Source organism: Moraxella sp. E33BD (assembly GCF_041807865.1).
In the GTDB taxonomy this organism is placed as follows: domain Bacteria; phylum Pseudomonadota; class Gammaproteobacteria; order Pseudomonadales; family Moraxellaceae; genus Moraxella; species Moraxella haemolytica.
The window spans coordinates 176,951-194,696 of record NZ_JBGTZD010000002.1; the positions used below are offsets into that span (position 1 = coordinate 176,951).

Annotated in this window: 12 protein-coding genes; 2 read left to right on the forward strand and 10 right to left on the reverse strand. The window is 44.1% G+C overall.

Going from position 1 to position 17,746, the window contains the following annotated elements; translation table 11 throughout:
- Positions 1-22: 22 nt before the first annotated feature.
- On the reverse strand, positions 23-1,114 hold the full coding sequence (gene truD, locus ACERC6_RS02020; protein ID WP_373627574.1) for a tRNA pseudouridine(13) synthase TruD: 1,092 nt from the start codon (positions 1,112-1,114) through the stop codon (positions 23-25).
- 304 nt (positions 1,115-1,418) lie between these two features.
- On the opposite strand from truD, the gene ACERC6_RS02025 reads away from it, so the two are divergent.
- Complete coding sequence (locus ACERC6_RS02025; protein WP_373627576.1) at positions 1,419-3,242, forward strand: acyl-CoA dehydrogenase C-terminal domain-containing protein; 1,824 nt, start codon at positions 1,419-1,421, stop codon at positions 3,240-3,242.
- Between the two features lie 137 nt (positions 3,243-3,379).
- A complete protein-coding gene (locus tag ACERC6_RS02030; RefSeq protein WP_373627577.1) occupies positions 3,380-5,155 on the forward strand; it encodes an acyl-CoA dehydrogenase C-terminal domain-containing protein in 1,776 nt (591 codons plus the stop codon).
- Between the two features lie 181 nt (positions 5,156-5,336).
- Here the strand turns inward: ACERC6_RS02030 and ACERC6_RS02035 are convergent, their stop codons facing one another.
- From ACERC6_RS02035 to dnaE, 9 genes are all read right to left on the reverse strand, one after another.
- Positions 5,337-7,169, reverse strand: coding sequence for a phosphoenolpyruvate carboxykinase (GTP) (locus ACERC6_RS02035; RefSeq protein ID WP_373627579.1), 1,833 nt, complete (start codon positions 7,167-7,169; stop codon positions 5,337-5,339).
- Positions 7,170-7,573: 404 nt separating this feature from the next.
- Positions 7,574-8,119 (reverse strand): acyl-CoA thioesterase, encoded by a 546-nt coding sequence (locus ACERC6_RS02040; RefSeq protein WP_373627580.1) that lies wholly within the window; start codon positions 8,117-8,119, stop codon positions 7,574-7,576.
- 42 nt (positions 8,120-8,161) lie between these two features.
- Positions 8,162-9,187 (reverse strand): 23S rRNA pseudouridine(2605) synthase RluB, encoded by a 1,026-nt coding sequence (gene rluB, locus ACERC6_RS02045; protein ID WP_373627581.1) that lies wholly within the window; start codon positions 9,185-9,187, stop codon positions 8,162-8,164.
- A gap of 143 nt (positions 9,188-9,330) precedes the next feature.
- Positions 9,331-9,960 (reverse strand): SMC-Scp complex subunit ScpB, encoded by a 630-nt coding sequence (scpB, locus tag ACERC6_RS02050; protein ID WP_373627582.1) that lies wholly within the window; start codon positions 9,958-9,960, stop codon positions 9,331-9,333.
- Between the two features lie 86 nt (positions 9,961-10,046).
- On the reverse strand, positions 10,047-10,985 hold the full coding sequence (locus tag ACERC6_RS02055) for a ScpA family protein (RefSeq protein WP_373627583.1): 939 nt from the start codon (positions 10,983-10,985) through the stop codon (positions 10,047-10,049).
- A gap of 1 nt (position 10,986) precedes the next feature.
- Complete coding sequence (gene trpS, locus ACERC6_RS02060; protein WP_373627584.1) at positions 10,987-12,051, reverse strand: tryptophan--tRNA ligase; 1,065 nt, start codon at positions 12,049-12,051, stop codon at positions 10,987-10,989.
- A gap of 49 nt (positions 12,052-12,100) precedes the next feature.
- On the reverse strand, positions 12,101-12,889 hold the full coding sequence (gene cysE, locus ACERC6_RS02065; protein ID WP_373627610.1) for a serine O-acetyltransferase: 789 nt from the start codon (positions 12,887-12,889) through the stop codon (positions 12,101-12,103).
- A 151-nt stretch (positions 12,890-13,040) separates the two neighbouring features.
- Positions 13,041-13,847, reverse strand: coding sequence for an RNA methyltransferase (locus tag ACERC6_RS02070; RefSeq protein ID WP_373627585.1), 807 nt, complete (start codon positions 13,845-13,847; stop codon positions 13,041-13,043).
- A 75-nt stretch (positions 13,848-13,922) separates the two neighbouring features.
- Positions 13,923-17,675 carry a DNA polymerase III subunit alpha gene (dnaE, locus tag ACERC6_RS02075; RefSeq protein ID WP_373627586.1) on the reverse strand — a complete coding sequence of 1,251 codons (3,753 nt, stop codon included), beginning with the start codon at positions 17,673-17,675 and terminating at the stop codon, positions 13,923-13,925.
- Positions 17,676-17,746 lie beyond the last annotated feature (71 nt).

Genomic DNA, 17,746 nt, shown 5'->3' on the forward strand with positions numbered 1-17,746 from the left:
GTGGTTGCCAAATGACCGTCCATTAAGATTGCTCGCTAAGAATGCTTGGGCGATTTGGCTCGCTTAGCACATCAATAAAGGCTGATAGCACCACTGTGGCAAATGTACCTTTAGGTAGGGTGAATTCAACCACCAAAGTCGTATCATCTTGCCATTGCCATACTAACTCATGCACCAAAAGGCGAGTGGCACGGCGAGCCATCTTGATGCCTACTTTTTCTAAGCCTTGAACAAGTGTGCGGTATTTGTCATCATGAAAAATATGATTTTCAGTGGCAAGTGCATCTTGACTGGCTTTATTATCGCCTACGCCATATAAGGCGATGGTGGGGTGTATGTCATGTATTTGTAGCCGTTTAATGATTGTGTCATCAATGTCTGCAGTAAAAATTGAACCTGTGCCATCAAGATTGAACACTTCTCCCGTTAAGGGTTTGTCCCAACTGTCATCTGCTACACGAGTAGCCAAAACCTCATTAAATAGATGGCTACGAGCCGATGAAATAAGCAGGCTATGGCGTTCTAGGTCTTTTTTATGAGGTTTGTAGGGTTTATCGCTGTTTAGTAACTGTTCAAAAAAAGCAATCGCTTTGGTGATGTTTTCACCACCATTACCAAACCGTTGTTCGCCAAAATAGTTTGGTACGCCATGTTGCAAGAGATGTTCTAGTCGTGCATTGATGGCGAATTGATCGCCTTTAATGTTTTTTAAAGTGATGCAAAAGTGATTGTTCTTGTGTGTGCCACGATTGAGCTTGCGACCATGCCAAGCTGATTTTATGATGTGTACTGCTTCATTGGCGTGGAGCTTGTCTTTAATAAAATCATCAAAATTGCCATCAGGTAGGGTTTTGGTGGGTAAACGCAGACTAAACCATTGGTAGGTTTTGGCATGACGGTCTTTTAATCCTGAATACCCCACATCACGACTAGGGATGTTTGCCCAGTTTGATAGCAGGCGTGCAACAAAAGTGGTGTTGAGATTGATTTTCTCGACATATACCCATAAATGCTCACCCACACCATCAAAATCTAAGGTTAGCTGTTCGGTAACGATAAAATCAGCGGGCGTTTGTTTTAGTGTGGCGGTAATGGACGGCGAATGTATGGACATGATGGATGGCTAATCTGGGTAGTTGGTCAATAGACGGTATTAAACCATGTTTTTGGGTTTTTCTCAAACTTTATTCGGATATTTGGCGTATTTGCTTAATTGACCTAATTAAAAAAGACAATGTAATTGCCAATAAAAACAGCGAATGAATCTAAATGGTGCTAGTGGGTTTTAACCAATAACCAAAATAATGACAAGCATTTAAAATGACTGCTCAGTCTTTTTCAGGGCATTGCAGGAATGGTTGCTTTATTTTACAGTTAGTCATGTGATTGTTTGATATTATTTTCTATGGAGATGGATTATGCAATATATCGCACCGATTCGTGATATGAAGTTTGTGATGCACGAACTGTTAGACTCACAAGCCCACTACGCCAACATTCCTGATTATTGTGAGCTAGACATTGATACGATTAATAGCTATCTTGAGGCGGCGGCGGACTTTGCTCAGTCGGTACTATCTCCGCTCAACCGCACAGGCGATATTGAGGGCTGTGCCTTTAAAGATGGTGCGGTAATAACGCCGACAGGTTTTAAAGAGGCTTATGAGCAGTATTGTGAGCTTGGTTTTGCAGCATTAAACGCTGATCCAGACTTTGGTGGTCTTGGGTTACCAATTTCACTGTCAAGTGCGGTCAGTGAGATCATGGGTGCAGCAAACTGGTCATTTGCGATGTATCCGGGTTTGTCGCATGGGGCGATACAGACCATTGAACATCATGGCGCTGATGAACAAAAAGCAACTTATCTAGAGAAGATGAATACAGGTGTCTGGTCAGGGACAATGTGCCTAACCGAAGCACACGCAGGTTCGGACTTGGGCATTATTAAGACTCGTGCTGTGCCGAATGCTGATGGTAGCTATGCCATTACAGGACAAAAAATCTTTATTTCGGCAGGTGAGCATGACCTTACTGAGAATATCATTCACATTGTTTTGGCACGCTTACCTGACGCCCCTGCTGGTACGAAAGGGATTTCGCTATTTATTGTGCCAAAATTCTTGGTTAATGGCGATGGAACGCTGGGCGAGCGTAATGGCGTGGCGTGTGGCTCTATTGAACATAAAATGGGCATTAAAGCATCAGCAACTTGTGTGATGAATTTTGATGGGGCGACTGGTTATCTGATTGGACCAAAGAATCGTGGTCTTAACTGTATGTTTACCTTTATGAATGTTGCACGCATTGGCACGGCAATTCAGGGCTTGGCAGCATCAGAATTTGCCTTTCAAGGTTCACTAAAATATGCCAAAGACCGCACTGCCATGCGTTCGATTTCTGGAGCAAAAGAACCTAATAAGCCTGCCGATAGCATCATTCATCATCCTGCGGTCAGAAATATGCTACTGACTCAAAAAGCGTTCAGTGAAGGGGGTAGGGCTTTGGTATACTATCTATCTTGGTTTGCTGATATTGTGGCAAAGGCTGATGGAGCGGAGGCTAAATTTGCTGATGAAATGCTGTCATTATTAACACCGATTGCCAAAGCATTCTTGACGGAGACAGGGCTTGAATCAGCCAATTTGGGTGTGCAAGTCTATGGCGGTCATGGCTATATCAGTGAATGGGGTATGGAACAAAATCTGCGTGATACTCGCATTGCTTGTTTGTATGAGGGAACAACAGAGATTCAATCCTTAGATTTATTGGTACGCAAGGTGCTAGGTTCACAAGGTAGGTTGTTGGCAAACTTCACCAAAATCATCCATCAGTTCTGCAAAGAAAATCAAGATGATGACCGTATGGGGCAGATGATTGGTCAGCTTGCCAAATTAAATAGGCAGTGGGGCGATATCACCGCACGCATCGGCATGCAAGGCACGCAGAATCTCGATGCTGTGGGTGCAGCAGCGGTAGATTATCTATTTTTTAGTGGTTATGTAACGCTAGGCTACTTATGGGCAAGAATGGCAGTAGTGGCTTATGCCAAGCTTGATGAGATGAATGCAAGTTTGGATGTGGACAAGTCTTTGCAAGGCGAATATGGTTTTTATGATGCCAAAGTAAAAACGGCAGAGTTTTATTTTGCCAAGCTCATGCCACGCACTTTTGTTCATGTTGCACGCATCAATAGTAGCCATACGACTTTGATGGCGATGACAAGTGAGCAGTTTGCTTTTTAAAATGGCTAAATTAAAAACCGATTGATGATGGCTTAATTGAGCCAGCAGTTAGCAAACCACTTTTATCTTGACCTGATGGTCAAAATATGTTTTGATAAAACTGTCTTATTGCATTCAGAATATAAAAGGAGTTAGTGATGACTTTGACCTATACCGCACCTTTGGACGAAATGCGTTTTACGCTAAACGAAGTCTTTGACGCACCAAATTTATGGAAAAATACACCGGCATTGTCGCATATGGATGGCGATACGGTGGATATGATTTTAGAGGAGATGGCAAAATTTAGTCGTGAGGTACTACTGCCACTGAATCAGTCAGGCGATGAAGAGGGTGCAACATATCTAGGCGATGGTAAGGTTGCCACCCCAACAGGCTTTAAAGAAGCATTTCGTGCGTACAGCGAGATGGGCTGGATTGGCTTGGGTGGTTCGCCTGAATTTGGTGGGCAGGGTATGCCAAAGATGGTCAGTATGCTCACCGAAGAGATGATGTTCTCGGCGAACCAGTCCTTTGCTTTATATCCAAACTTGACCGTTGGGGCGAGTCTGTGCTTGCAGGCTGGAGGTAGTGATGAACAAAAGGCAACTTATTTGCCTAAGCTCTATACAGGTGAATGGTCAGGGACGATGTGCCTAACTGAAGCACACGCAGGAACAGACTTGGGCATCATTAAGACCCGTGCCGTACCGAATGCTGATGGCTCTTATAACATCACGGGGACGAAGATTTTTATCACAGGTGGTGAGCATGATTTGGCGGATAATATTATCCATCTAGTGCTTGCAAAAACACCTGATGCCCCTGCCGGCTCAAAAGGCATATCGTTATTTATTGTGCCAAAATTTCTTGTTGATGATGATGGTAGCTTGGGCGAAAGAAACCATGTGTCAGCAGGCTCAATTGAACATAAAATGGGTATTAAAGCATCAGCAACTTGCGTGATGAATTTTGATAATGCTAAGGGTTATATGGTGGGTGCAGAAAATACAGGGCTTGCCACCATGTTTGTCATGATGAATTATGAGCGTGTAACAATGGGGCTGCAAGGCTTGGGAGCAAGCGTGCTGGCTTATCAAAATGCGTGCAACTATGCCAAAGACCGTCTACAAGGTCGCCACGATGATGGTGTTAAAAATACCGATAAAGCAGCCGACCCAATCATTGGCTTTGGTGATGTTCGCCGTATGTTACTCAATGCCAAAGCCAATAGTGTTGCTTCTCGTACCTTTGCCATGTATGTTGCAAAGGCACTTGATGTGGTGAAATTTAGTGATGACGATACTCAAAAATCCCAAGCTAGTGCCAAGGTTGCTTTGCTTACCCCTGTTGTAAAAGCGTTTTTGACCGACATGGCATTCCATGCAACCGTTGATTGTCAGCAGGTTTTTGGTGGTCATGGCTATATCCGTGAATGGGGTATGGAGCAGATTGTCCGTGATACTCGCATCAGTCAAATTTATGAAGGAACGAATGGCATTCAGTCGCTTGACCTGTTGGGTCGTAAGGTGATAAAAAATGATGGTAAAGCAATGTTTGCTTTTTTAAATGAAATTCGCACTGCCTGCCAAGCTAGCCAAACCCAATATGCCATTAAAGCATCTTTGGTAGATGCAGTAGAGTGTGTTGAACAACTCACCAAAGATTTAATAAGTGTCTCTAAGACTGATGTGCACGCCATCAACACTTCTGCAGTGGATTATCTGCACGCAGTAGGTTATCTGTGTTATGGCTATATGTACCTGCTTGTTGTTAATGCTAGCGAATCTAAAGTAGGCGAGTTTTACAATGAGCGTATCAAGCTCGCCAATTATTTTGTATCACGCATCTTGCCCAAACTTTTTGCTCATGCTCAAATGGCAAAGGCAGGTTCTGAGAGTATCATGGCATTTGATGAGTCATTTTTTGGCTAATTGACTTGGTGTTGATACAATAAAAGACGGTCTTGTGCTGTCTTTTTTATGAATTTTATATAATATACTTACTATTTTTTATGGCTAAAGTAGCAAATCAAGAAATATAAAAATGCCTTAATCTAAAATTTTAGATTAAGGCATTTGTGCAAGATGTCATCTTGTGATAACTGAACTTGACTTATAGAGCTTGAATGTCATTAACCAACTTAGCTTGATGGTCAATTAGGGTTTGTGGCATACGCTCGCCTAGTTTTTCAAACAAGACTTTGTGATCTGCCAGTTCTTTTATCCAAGCATCTTTATCTTGACTGGTTAACAAATCAAATTCCTGTTCGCTAAAATCAGATTCTGCCCAATTGATGTCATTATAAGTTGGAACAAGACCAATCGGCGTATGAACAGCATTGGCACTGCCTTCACAACGGTTAATAATCCATTCTAGTACACGCATATTCTGTCCAAAGCCAGGCCATACGAAGTTGCCATCGGCATCACGGCGGAACCAGTTCACCTTAAACATTTTGGGTAGTTGCGTGCCATGAGCTTGGGTTAGTTGTTCTAGTTTTTCACCCATTTCTAGCCAGTTGGTAAAATAATCAGCCATGTTATAGCCTGCAAATGGCAACATTGCAAATGGATCACGGCGTACCACACCTTGTGCACCTGTGGCGGCGGCAGTGGTTTCAGAACCCATGGTGGCGGCTTTATACACGCCATCTACCCAGTCAAAGGCTTCAGATACTAATGGCACAGTGTCGGCACGACGACCACCAAAGATGAATGCAGAAATTGGCACACCTTCAGGGTTTTCCCATTGTGGGTCGATGGAAGGGCATTGAGCTGCCGATACAGTAAAGCGAGCGTTGGCATGTGATGCTTTTTCACTACCGTCATGTTTTTCTCGCTTCCAGTTGATGAGATTTTCTGGTGTTTCTTTGGTTTTGCCTTCCCACCATGCTTCACCATCTTCTGTCATGGCGACATTGGTATAAATAACATCGGAATGCAATGTACTCATACAGTTGGAGTTTGTTTTGGTATTTGTACCAGGAGCGACACCAAAGAAGCCTGCTTCTGGATTGATGGCGTATAGTTTGCCGTCAGCTGATGGTTTAATCCAAGCGATGTCATCGCCAACAGTTTCAACTTTCCAGCCTTCATAGCCTGCCGGTGGAATCAACATGGCAAAATTAGTTTTACCACAGGCCGATGGGAATGCTGCAGCGATATAATGTTTTTTGCCTTGCGGATTGGTTACACCCAAGATAAGCATGTGCTCAGCCAACCAACCTTGCTCACGACCCATGACAGATGCAATGCGAAGTGCTAGGCATTTTTTGCCAAGTAGGGCGTTGCCACCATAGCCTGAACCATAAGACCAGATTTCACGAGTTTCTGGGAAGTGGACGATGTATTTGTCATCATTACAAGGCCATGCCACATCTTTTTGACCTGCTGTCAGTGGTGCACCCACAGAGTGAACGCAAGGCACAAAATCGCCTGATTCGCCAAGTACATCATAAACTGCTTTGCCCATACGAGCCATTTTACGCATACTCGTTACGACATAAGGGCTGTCGGTCAGTTCAACACCAATGTGGGCGATATGGCTACCCAAAGGACCCATGCTAAACGGCACAACATACATGGTGCGACCTGCCATGCAACCATCAAATTTTTCATTTAAGATGGCACGCATCTCGCTCGGGGCTTTCCAATTATTGGTTGCACCAGCATCAATCTCTTGTTCTGAGCAGATAAAAGTGCGGTCTTCTACACGAGCCACATCAGAAGGGTCGGAAAATGCCAAATAAGAATTTGGGTGCTTTTCTTCATTGAGCTTAATCATGGTGCCATTGTCAATCATCAGATTGATTAGGCGGTTATACTCTTCTTCTGAGCCATCGCACCATTCAATGCGAGCGGGCTTGGTGAGAGTTGCGATTTTGGCAACCCAATTTATTAGGGCTTGGTGGCGGACAAAGTCTGGTGCGGTAATTGTTGTGGTCATGCGATTATCTCAATCATAAAAAATGAAAGTAAAACCTATTTAAAAGAACTTAAAAACAATAGCATCATTACTTATTTCGTGATGATGGGAAGGCTGTCAATATTGGTTACTTGACAGTCTGTCATATATTATGCAAAGATTTATAATTGTGCAGTCTTTGCTTTTTTTGTGTATTAAAACATATTTTGATACAATTGATAATAAATATTCATAAAATAAATGGTCATATTTTTGGATTTTATATATTGGTTGCCTTGTTATACTTTGGCTTGCTTTGTGGTAATAAGTGGTTGTTGGTATTGCATTTAGTGTATGTTTATTTGATTAATGAGACGCAATTAAATTCTACCCAATAGATTGTATCTATTATTGCATGAGACTGTGATAAAATCTGTCATATAAAGCTACTCACTTGGATAAGGACGCAGTTTGTCTGTTTCAATCCACGCCTGCACCCATTCATCGGGTGGCAGATTGATGTTGGTGTAGCCTAGGCTGTCCAAGACTTCTTTGGTGGGTAGGGTTTTGCCAGATTTAAAATTTGTAACCGCAGTACGCAATAAAGCATGGCAGGTGCATTTACCCTTGACCCACATCGTCTGCTCAATATAAAACCATCGTTCATCAATCGCACAAATACGAGTTTTCATTGTAACCTTATCAAAAGCACGAATTCGCTTGCGATACTGAATGGTACTGCCCGCCACCACCAAGCCCCAGCGATTTTTGATGAGCTTTGCCCCAAGTCCTGTACGAATGGCAAAATCAGTACGACCTAAGTCAAATAGCGTAAAAATCCGTCCATTGTTCATCTCAAGAAAATTATCAATGTCATTCACATTGGCGGTGAAATGATATTCGCTGATATCAGTCAAACTTAAGCCATCTCCTTGTTTGAGACTAAGCGAGCTTTTGATGATTGTTTTGGTTAAGCGTAAAAACGGATACATGATAACTTCCTTGCGATGAGCTATTTGTTGTCATCAAACTTGTCAAACCTGATAAAACTTGGCGTTTTTTAGGTTGGGCGAATTTGATTTTTCGGTACGCTCTTTTGATTGCGATCTGCCTTTATGGGTAGATTTGCCGTTCATACGGTTGCGGCGTTCTTCTTCTCGTTCATGTCTTTCGTGCTTTTGACGGCGAATCTCACGAGATTTTAGCGGTTTTTTATGAATGCGAGCTTGTTTTTCTTTGGTGGCAGTGTTTAAGCCTGTACCAATGCGAGGGCGTAGACCGACCGTTTCGATGAGTTTGCCGATTTCTTTGGCGTCAAGCTCAATAAATCGCCCTGTACGCAGCTCTTTTGGTAGTAGCACAGTGCCGTAGCGAGTACGAATCAGGCGTGAGACTTTAAGTTCTTGGGATTCGAACATACGACGCACTTCACGCTTACGACCTTCTTTGATTTTGACATGATACCACTTATTAACGCCAGCACCGCCACCTTCTTTGATGTCATCAAACTTTGCCATGCCATCTTCAAGTTCAACGCCACGAGTTAAATTCTGGGCAATTGTTGGGGTTACTTCGCCTAGCACACGCACCGCATACTCACGAGTTATCTCGCTTGATGGGTGCATGAGCCGATGAGCCAATTCACCATCGTTGGTAAATAGCAGTAGCCCTGATGAGTTAATGTCTAGACGACCGACCATGACCCATCTATCACCTGTCAATTTGGGCAGACGATCAAAGACGGTAGGGCGACCTTCTGGGTCGGATGCGGAAGAAATCTCGCCTTCAGGTTTATAATAAGCGATGACACGGCGGCGTTTTTCTCTTTCTGCTTTGATGCGTACAAGTCGCCCATCAACACGAATCTCATCAGTGGTGGTGGCACGGTCGCCTAGAGTCGCGATTTGCCCATTGATGGAGACACGCCCTGCTTTGATGATGTCTTCTAGACCACGCCGTGAGCCTAGACCCATGCGAGCGAGTAATTTTTGGAGTTTTTCGCCTTCTGGACGAGATTGGGTGGACTCTTGTGTGTCGGTGATGCTGGTCATGTCGTTCATGATGATGTTCCTGTGGTTGGAAAATAACATTTCACAATGTTAAAAGATTTTATGATAAAGGGTTGATGTAGATTTGGCAAGTTAAAAATACAAATAGTAACTTTTTATCAGCTGTTTTATGATTAAGCAAGCATGATGATTGGTTATGGGGGGCTTGAGTGTGTATCGTTGGGTTTTAGGTTTGGCAATTCGGGCAGTGGTGGTAACTCATCAAGACTATTTAGACCAAATGCGTCCAAAAAAGCAGGCGTGGTGTGCAGTAGGGCGGGTTTTCCCAGTGTGTCTTTATGACCTTTTTCTACAATCCAACCCTTATCAAACAGTTGTCTTAGGATGTTACTAGAGACGGTAACGCCACGCACCTGTTCAATGTCCCCACGAGTAACAGGCTGTTTGTAAGCGATGACGCTTAAGGTTTCAAGTAGGGCTTGGCTTAGCGTTTCAAGTCGCTCGGGGAAAATCTGCTGAATAAGTCTTGCGTAGCTATCCTTAATCTGCAGGCGATAGCCACTGGCAGTTTTGCCTAGTGCCAGTACACTGCCTGAGAGTCGCTCTTTTAGGATAATAAGTGCCATCTGCAGTTCGTCATGACTCATAGATAGGTGCTTTTTTAGGTCATTGTCGGTTAAAGGGGTTTCACTGGCGTGCAGTAAAACTTCAATGTAGCGACTCAAAGCCTCGGCGGTGGCATGTTCTTCAAGCAGGGCTTGGCGTTCGTCAAGCGGTTTGTCATCTGCGATGTTTAAAGGTGTGGGACTGATTGATTGTTCCATATGTTTTATTTGTTTGTATTGGCGGTTATGGGTGGATTTGGTTTTTGGGTGTTGATTGGCTTATCTGATTGATGGTGAGATGATACCTAGTGTAGCCAATATAAGGTCTGTTCATCAATGGCATATGCGATATGCTCAACATCAACTGCTTGCTTGGCTGATGATTGGTCGTTTAGCGATGCTGATGGTTTTTGTTTTTTTGGTGCAGGATTGATAAATAAATCATCTGCCTTGATGTCGTTGGAGATCATCACCTCACCAAAGCCAATCAAACCTCGTTTTATCAGTTCTAATATTGCCACAAAACTCACCACCACGCCCAGTTTGCCTTGAGTGGGATTAAGAAGTTCTTTAAAAGTTGCTTTGCCTTGTTTGCTCATGGTTTGGCTGATGTCAGCTATGCGTTCAGGCAACGGCACAGGGTCGGTAGCGACCGTATGTATCTGATGGTCAGTCTTAATGTGCATATTGACTAAACTATTGATCAAAATATTGGGCGAGTATTTTGGTAGCTCAGCACGCATTGCCTGAACACTAGGCAGGCTTGTCCATGCTAAAAATACATCTCTTTCAAGACGAATTAAGCCGTCTAGTCGTTTGGCAGCTTCTTTGATTTGGGCATATTCTTCTAGCTTTCTAATCAGTTTTGCTTTGGGACTTAGTTCATCATCAACAATATCGGGCTGTGGCAGTAGTAGTTCGCTTTTGATGGCGATGAGTGTACTTGCCATTAGCAAATAATCGCCTGCCAGTTCAAAATATTCTTCATCTAAGTCTTTGATATAGCTAAGATACTGCTCGGTAATGGGTAAAATGGCTGTTTCGGTCAAATCAAAGTTATTTTTTTTGACCAGATACAATAAAAAATCAAGCGGACCTGCAAATTGCTCAAGCCAAATAGCAAACGCCTGTGGTGGAATGTACAGGTCTTCAGGTAGGCTTTCAACAGGTGTATCAAAGATACGAATCGTGTTGGTATCTTGATTGGTGCCAGTCTCGGTGCTATGGGTTGTGCTATTTGTCATGTTATTTAAGTTTAGCAAGCGGTTTGATGCCAACAGCACGGCGAGTCTTCTCTAATTGTTTATGTGCCACACGGCGAGCCTTAGCTGCCCCCATTTGTAGGATTTCTTCTAACTCTTTGGGGTTGTTCATTAGTTCAAAGTAGCGAGCACGCATTGGGGCGATTTCATCATTGATTTTGTTAAATAAAATCTCTTTGGCTTCGCCCCAGCCGATACCACGGCGATAATGGTCTGCCAGTGCTGCGATTTCATCAGCATTAGCAAAGGCACGATAAATCTCAAAAATGGTGCATTCGTCAGGATTTTTTGGTTCTTCTGGGGCTTGTGAATTGGTAACGATTTGTGAAATGGCTTTTTTTAGGGCTTTTTCTGGGTCAATTTGTGGATTGCCATCGCCAAACAAAGGAATGGTGTTGCCGTATGATTTGCTCATCTTACGACCATCAAGCCCTGTCAATAGCGGGGTGTTTTCATCAACGACAGCATTTGGCTGAACAAATAACGACTTGTATTTAAAATTAAAAGTCCCTGCGATATCCCTTGCCATCTCGATGTGTTGCACTTGGTCTTTACCAACTGGCACATGGGTGGCATTAAACATTAAGATATCTGCTGCCATCAACACAGGGTAGCTAAACAATCCCATGGTAATGCCAAAATCAGGGTCGTGGTCTTCTTTGGCGGTATTGATGTCTACTGCTGCTTTATAGGCGTGAGCACGGTTCATCAATCCTTTGGCACATGAGCAGTTAAGCACCCAAGCAAGCTCTGGAATTTCAGGAATGTCTGACTGACGATAAAAGGTAACTGCTTGTGGGTCAAGACCACACGCAAGCCAAGTGGCAGCGATGGCACGAGTAGAACGGTGGATTTCGTCAGGGTTGAAGCATTTGATGAGTGCGTGAAAATCCGCCAAGAAGAAGAACGCATCACCTTCATTTCGTGCGATTGCTTCGTTGGCAGCTTTGATGGCAGGGCGAATTGAGCCAACATAATTGCCTAGATGAGGGATTCCTGTGGTGGTGATGCCTGTTAGAACTCGTTTTGTCTGTGCGGTGTCGTTCATGAGTTATCCTTATTGTATTTTTGTTGATGTGTGCTTTGATTGAGATTTATTAGGATTTTAGTACATCCAAATCTTCTTTACAAATGGGACTATGTGCCTGCTGACAAAAATCAGGATCAAGTTTGCAGATGGCGGATTGCAGTTCATCGATGCGTTTGTCTTGATTTTGGATATGAGCCAGTAGGGCGGCAATGCTAGTCGCCACGGGGTCTTGGGTGTCTGGTTTTAATCCGTAGGCGTTGAACAGTTCATCGGCGGCTTGGCTTTGTTCTTGACTGACTTTTGGGGTGGGTTTTTTATCGCTACGATCAATCATGCGTGCGGCAGAGCCGACCATGGTGGCGTTGTCAGGCACAGGCTTAACAACGACAGCGTTTGAGCCAATTTTGGCATTATCGCCTACAGTAAATCCCCCCAAAATCTTTGCTCCAGCACCCACCACGACATTATTGCCTAAGGTAGGGTGTCGTTTCGCCCCTTTTTCCCATGACACCCCACCTAAGGTTACGCCATGATATAAGGTAACATCATCACCAATCTCTGCTGTCTCACCGATCACGACACCCATGCCGTGGTCAATGAATAGGCGTTTGCCGATTTTGGCGGCAGGGTGAATCTCAATGCCTGTTAGCACACGGCTGACATGCGATAAAGTGCGTGCAACAAATTTATGTTCATGCGTCCATAAAGTGTGGGCAACACGATGCAAAGTGCGTGCGTGAATACCAGGATAAGCAACACACACTTCTAGTTTGGTGCGTGCAGCAGGATCTTTTTTGAGCACAGCTTCCAAATCATCATTGATGGCATCGCCAAGTGCTTTGATTTTTTGAATGATGGACACAGCGTTATCCTTGTATTGAATGTCTGTGATTAAAAAGTTTAATATGGTATGCCAAGTTTAATCAGGTGTAACACTTAATAGGTGTGGGTATATTTTAAAGTATTCTTACCATCTTTGCCAACATCAATGCGTGTTTTTGGCATGCTTAATGTAATTTTTGTTCAATTTTGGCAAGCAGTGCACTGAGTAGGGCGTATTCTTTTTGGTCAAGTTGTATCCGACTATTCATGCGAGATAAGCGATTGGGTAAGTTTTTTAGGTCGTGAGTGTCTGCCAAGCCAAGTCTGCACATCAAACTGATGATGCGGTTGTTGAGTTTGGTTTTTTGAGTATGAGTGATGGCAGGCTCGTCCCAGTCTTGGCGAATGGTAAGATAAAAACCATCATTGGTGGTATCATCATGGACATCATCACTTGGGCTTTGAGAAAAATAATGATAGATGAATGATGCGATGACCTGTATGGCGGATGCGACATTAAGCACAGGATAAGCAGGGTTGGCAGGGATTTGGATATGGTAATCCGCTAAAGCTAGCTCGTCATTAGTCAGCCCCCTATCTTCTCGCCCAAAGAGTATGCCGATGGTGGTGTTTTGTTCACTGTTTGCATAAATTGTATGGGTATCAAAGAAATTTGCCAGAACCTTAGCCCCTTGCTGTGGGGTAATGGTGGGTCTTGGTAGGTGGCGTGTGCGAGCCGATGCTGCCAAAATGAGTGAGCAGTCCGCCACCGCTTCATCAATACTATTTGCGATACGAGCTTTATCTAAAATCGTTGTCGCACCTGCGGCATGGGCATGACTGGTCTCATCAATGGGTAAACGGGGATTTACCACCACTAAATCGCTAAGACCCATTGTGTGCATGGCACGAGCGGCTGAGCCAATATTGGCAGGCAAGGTAGTACCAACCATGATGATGCGAATGTTAGATAGGTGTGCTAGTCGGTTCATGAAAGCTTATCGCTACTTGTGAATATGAGTGTTTGGGTGATTGGTCTAATGAATATCTTAGGTTGCGTGGTTGTGTCATTTGAGTAATAAATTCTCAGGCGGTAATAGAGCCTGTAAGCCACTAATAATGGCATCACTAGGATGTAGCCGAAATCGCTCATTTACCAGTAGCCGACTTATGCTACAGTCATCATACAAAAATAAAGATACAGGCAAACATCCATCTTTGATGAATGTTGGCGTTGTCGTGGTTAGCTCGTTGCCTTCTTCGTCATACGCAATGGCATCTTCAATATCTTCTTGGGTATCAAAGATGAGCGATGTGTCATCAGGGGGGCTGTTTTCTTTGAGTAGTGAGATGATGCCTGATAGCGTCTGTGTATCATGAGCGTGTAGCTTAATATTTACTGAACTTAGGTGTTTTAAGCGTGCTTGGGTGAGAGTCATGGCATCTTGCATTCTAGCAAAAATACGCCCATCATTCTCACGCACGCTCAATTTGGCAATGATGATGACGCCGTTTAGGTCAGGTAGCATCTCCCAATCTTCTTTGGCGATTTTTTTGAGTTCTGTGGCGTTTGGAGTTTTGACCTCTAAGACCGATTTTAATTGGTTGAATTTATCAGTAAAACAGCTGACTTCCACACGGCAACTGCCATCATCTAGTGTGATGGCTACTCGGTTGCCAAAGTTTGCAACATCAATCACCAATCCTGCCACTCGTGCGTATTTATTATAACCTGTATCTGATAACTCAGATAGGTGGGTTATGTTGGTGTATTTTTTGAGTTCGTCTCTATACTTGTCAAGGGGGTGTCCTGTCAGATATAGCCCAAGTGTGTCTTTTTCGCCTTTAAGACGAGTTTGATTGCCCCAAATCACAGATGGTAGCTCTGGTGCGACAGACAGATCGTCATCAACTTCGCCAAACAAATCAAAAGTACCTGCCAGTTCGTTTTGTCGATTTTGTTCGGCGACCTGCATGGCGGCAGGCAATTGTTCCCATAGTCCGCCACGAATATGATGGCGTAACTCTTGGGTAGCAAATTCTGGCTTGATATGCACTGCCAAATCATCAAAACAGCCTGCACAAATTAGGGCCTCTAAGGCTCGCTTGCCGACTTTTTTTATGTCTACACGATTGCAAAAGTCATAAAGATCTTTGAATGCACCATCTTTTCTGGCCTTAACAATGCTTGCTACAGCATCTTCACCCACGCCTTTTACTGCACCCAACCCATAGATAATCGTCTTGTCATCTTGGACGACAAATCGCCAGTCGCTATGGTTCACACTTGGTGGAATGACCGACAACCCAAAGTTTTCTTTGCAATCAGAAATCAAAAATACGATGGCATCAGTATCGTCCATCTCCGATGTTAAGACGGCTGCCATGAATTCGGCAGGGTAATAATATTTTAAATAGGCGGTTTGATAAGCAAGTACACCATAGGCTGCCGAGTGTGATTTGTTAAAGCCGTAGCCTGCAAATTTTTCTACCAAATCAAATATCTGACCTGCCAGCTCGCCTAAGACGCCTTGTCCGATTGCCCCATCAACAAAAATGCTACGCTGTTTTGCCATCTCTTCGGGTTTTTTCTTTCCCATTGCACGGCGTAACATATCAGCACCGCCTAGCGTATAGCCTGAGAGAATCTGAGCGATTTGCATGACTTGTTCTTGATAGACGATGACGCCATAGGTTGCCTTAAGCGGCGGCTCTAGCCATTCATGCTGAAAGTCTGGGTGTGGATAGGCAGGTTCTTGAATACCATGTTTGCGGTCAATGAAGTCAGTTACCATGCCAGATTCTAAAGGTCCTGGTCGGTACAAGGCACACATCGCAATCACATCTTCGATGTTGGTGGGCTTTAGCTGTTTTAGGTATTTTTTCATGCCTGAACTTTCAAGCTGAAATACAGCGGTGGTGTTGCCTGACTGAAGCACCGATTCATAAACTTGGCTATCGTCTAAAGGGAGTTTTTCAAGATCAATGGGCTCTTGACCGAATTTGGCACGAGTGATGTTAATGTTATCAACCGCTGCCTGAATGACGGTTAGGTTTCGTAGCCCTAAAAAGTCAAATTTTACCAGTCCCACTGCTTCCACATCATCCTTATCAAACTGGCTGACAGGATGCCCTTCATCATCGCAGTACACCGCACTAAAATCGCTGATACGATTAGGGGCAATGAGTACACCACCTGCGTGTTTGCCGACATTGCGAGTCAAACCTTCAAGTTTTTCTGCCATATCCCAAATTTCTTTGGCGGCATCGTGGTCAGGGTGTGTTGAGTCGTCTTTTAGGAGCTCTTGGAGTTGTTGTTCTTCTTTTAGGGCATCAGCCAGTGAGATACCAGGGGTTTTTGGAATGAGTTTTGACATTTTGTCGGCAAGACCCAAAGGCTTACCCTGTACTCGTGCCACATCTCGCACGACTGCACGAGCTGCCATTGTACCAAAGGTGATGATTTGTGAAACGGCTTGGCGACCATAGGTATGACCGACATAATCAATAACTCGGTCTCGCCCTTCAATACAAAAATCAATATCAAAGTCAGGCATGGAGACACGCTCAGGGTTTAAGAAGCGTTCAAATAGCAAATCGTATTCTAGCGGATCAAGATCGGTGATGTTCAAACTATATGCAACCAGCGATCCTGCTCCTGAACCACGACCAGGACCGACAGGAACGCCGTTAGCTTTTGCCCAGCGGATAAAGTCCATAACGATGAGAAAGTAGCCTGGAAAACCCATTTTTAAGATGATATCTAGTTCATAATCTAGGCGTTCTTGATAAGATTGGTAGATATCCCCCCATGAGTCATCTCGGGTGTCAATGGGGTATAGTTTGGCTAGGCGTTGGTCGAGACCTTCGGCACTAATTTTGCGAAAGAAACTCTCGATGGTCTCGCCATCTGGAATGGGGAATTCTGGCAGGACATTGATACCAAGTGTTAGGCTGACATTGCACCGAGAAGCGAGCAAGCTAGTATTTTCAATGACTTGTGGAATGTCCAAAAACAGCTCTGCCATCTCGTCTTGGCTACGAAAATACTGTTCTTGGGTGTATTTTTTTGGGCGGTTTGGGTCATCTAGGGTGTAGCCTGTGGCAATACATACACGAGCTTCATGTGCGTCAAAGTCGCTACTTATTTCATCGTCCTTTCCTATGCTAATGCCTTCTGGTACAGGATTTAAAAAACGCACATCATTATGGGCGATGATGGGAATGCCTGCTTTAGAGCCATGAATGACGACTTGCTTGTTGTAGTCGTTGTCCGTGCTGTGCGTGCGTTTGATGCCAAGATACAGACGATCGCCAAAGACATTTTGCCACGGTTCAATAGCAGCGGCGAACATCTCTGGGTGAGTGCCTTTTAGGGCGATGGTGGCTTCGGAGCGGTCGGTTAAGATGGCAATGATACCGTCATTGCGTTCAAATAGGGCATCTTTGGTGATGATGGGTGTATGAACGGATACCGTGCCATTATCATTCATGGGACGGCCGGTATAAGCGTCTGACAATAGGCGAAGTAGGTTTTTATAGCCATCATTATTCATGGCATAGAGAATGGCGGTATGACCATTTGCTTCGGCATGATGATCAATGGCATCACCGATGGTGGCCTCTAGCCCGATGATGGGCTTGATGCCTGCTGCTGTGCAGGCTTTGTAGAACTTGACCACAGCGAACATGTTGTTCAAATCTGCCAGACCCAGTGCTACTTGTCCGTCTGCTTTGGCGGCTTTAACCAGTTCTTTGATACGCACGATGGAATCAACGATGGCGAACTCGCTATGTACGCCCAAATGCACAAATGCCATGAATGTCCTTTGATGTTGCTAGGTGTTAAGCATAAAAGGATAGATTATAGCATTGATTGGGGGTTTTTTTA